A 1,825-nucleotide genomic window follows, 5' to 3' on the forward strand; every position below is an offset into this window, starting at 1 on the left:
GAGTCAAACTCTTGTAGTTGACCGACGAACCCCCCATAACGAGTGTACATTTTCCCTGGGGTTTCTGGGTTAGGATCGTAGTATTGGTCGATGTTCCATCGCTCAGAAGGAATTTCACTAATGGCATTTATTCCTTGAGATAACAGAGTCCAGAAGGATTCGGGGTTATCTGCTCCTCCAGGGAAACGGCATCCCATCCCGATAATGGCGATTGATTCAAATTGGTTTTTACTTTTAAAACCTTCAAGTTCTTTTTCTAGGTTGGCTATCTTTTCAGATGCCATTTTAATCAATTTTCCGTAAGATTGTTCTAGGTTATTACTCATTGCAATACCTCCAAATCTAATCCTAATTGTTTGGCGAGTTTTTGAGCACTTTCTTCTATGGTTTCAGGTTCTTCTTTTTTGTCTAATAATTTTTGAGCTAAATAATCTACCAATTCCCCTACCGTAGGATAATCAAAAACTAAACTTGAAGGAATTGAACAGCTTAAACTACCTTGCAAGCGATTGCGCAACTCTACTGAGGTCAGAGAATCCATCCCCAACTCAAAAAATCCTTCTTCTAAACCAATCGATTGAGCCGAACTTATCCCCAATACTCTCGCCACCTGACTACGCACATGGGCGGTTAATAGCTCTTTTTGCTCCGATGGTAATACGGCTTTTAACTGCTCAATAAACTCAGATTTAGATACCTCCGAAGTGTGAATCTTTTGTTGCCACTGAGCTAAAAATGGCCAACTATAAACTCTAGCAGTCCATTGTGACCAGTTGATCGGTACTACTCCTACTTCTACCGCCTCAGTACTGATCAATCGCTCTAATGCCTCCAACACCCCAGCAGGAGAGATCGCACCCATACCCTGCTTCTGTACCTTCACATCTGCACCACGCTCAGCTGCTTCTCCCACTTGAGATACCGCACCCCAATGAATGCTCAATCCTGACAATCCCAGACCTCGACGATAATGGGCTAAACTATCGAGAAATGCATTAGCCGCAGCATGATTTCCCTGACCGGGAGAACCCAACAGAGATGCCGCCGAAGAAAACAGGACAAAAAAGTCCATTGGCTGGTTTTTGGTTAATTGATGCAAATGCCAAGCTCCTTGCACTTTGGCAGCCATCACTTTCTCAAAGCTAGACCAACTCTGGTTTTGGAGGACGCCATCAGATAACATCCCTGCCGAATGAATGACTCCCCTTAGTGGCAAGCTTGACTGATTGATCTTAGACAACACCCTCCCCATAGCTTCAAATTCAGACACATCAGCTTTTTCCACTACTACAGAGGCTCCAGCTTGTTCTAACTCTGCTAATTTCTTGACAACAGCATGATTAGGGCTACTCCGTCCTACTAAGACTAAATGCTTGGCTCCTTTATCTACCATCCAACGGGCAACTAGTAAGCCTAATCCTCCTAAACCACCAGTAATCAAGTAAGTTCCGTCTTCAGGGAAGTTCAACGGCATTTCGGTGGCGGTATTAGTTGGTTGTCCTGTTTTTGCAAGTCCGGTTTGAGTAACGATAATTTTGCCAATATGTTTGGCTTGCTGCATATAACGAAAGGCGCTGACTACTTCTTCCATAGAGAAGACTGTCAAGGGAGGTGATTTAAGCAAGCCGTTGTTGAACTTGTCAATAATTTCTACTAACAGAGACTTGATTAATTGAGGTTGGTCTTGAGATACTTTAGCTAAATCAAGCACTGAATAAGAGATATCTGACCTGATAGTTGCCATCTCAGTTGATTCCCAAACTCCCCGCTTGGCAATTTCTACAAAACGACCTTGAGGACTTACAACCGATACAGTTTTGGCAAT

General features: G+C 43.2%; 2 protein-coding genes. Both read right to left on the reverse strand.

Going from position 1 to position 1,825, the window contains the following annotated elements; all coding sequences use genetic code 11:
- Positions 1-326: beta-ketoacyl synthase N-terminal-like domain-containing protein (locus F6K63_RS36700; RefSeq protein WP_287314991.1), on the reverse strand; the 326-nt coding region annotated here is incomplete at its 3' end.
- On the reverse strand, positions 323-1,825 hold a 1,503-nt coding region (locus F6K63_RS36705; protein ID WP_287314993.1), incomplete at its 5' end, for an SDR family NAD(P)-dependent oxidoreductase. The genes F6K63_RS36705 and F6K63_RS36700, both read right to left, overlap by 4 nt.

Source organism: Moorena sp. SIO1G6, assembly GCF_010672795.1.
Lineage (GTDB): Bacteria > Cyanobacteriota > Cyanobacteriia > Cyanobacteriales > Coleofasciculaceae > Moorena > Moorena producens.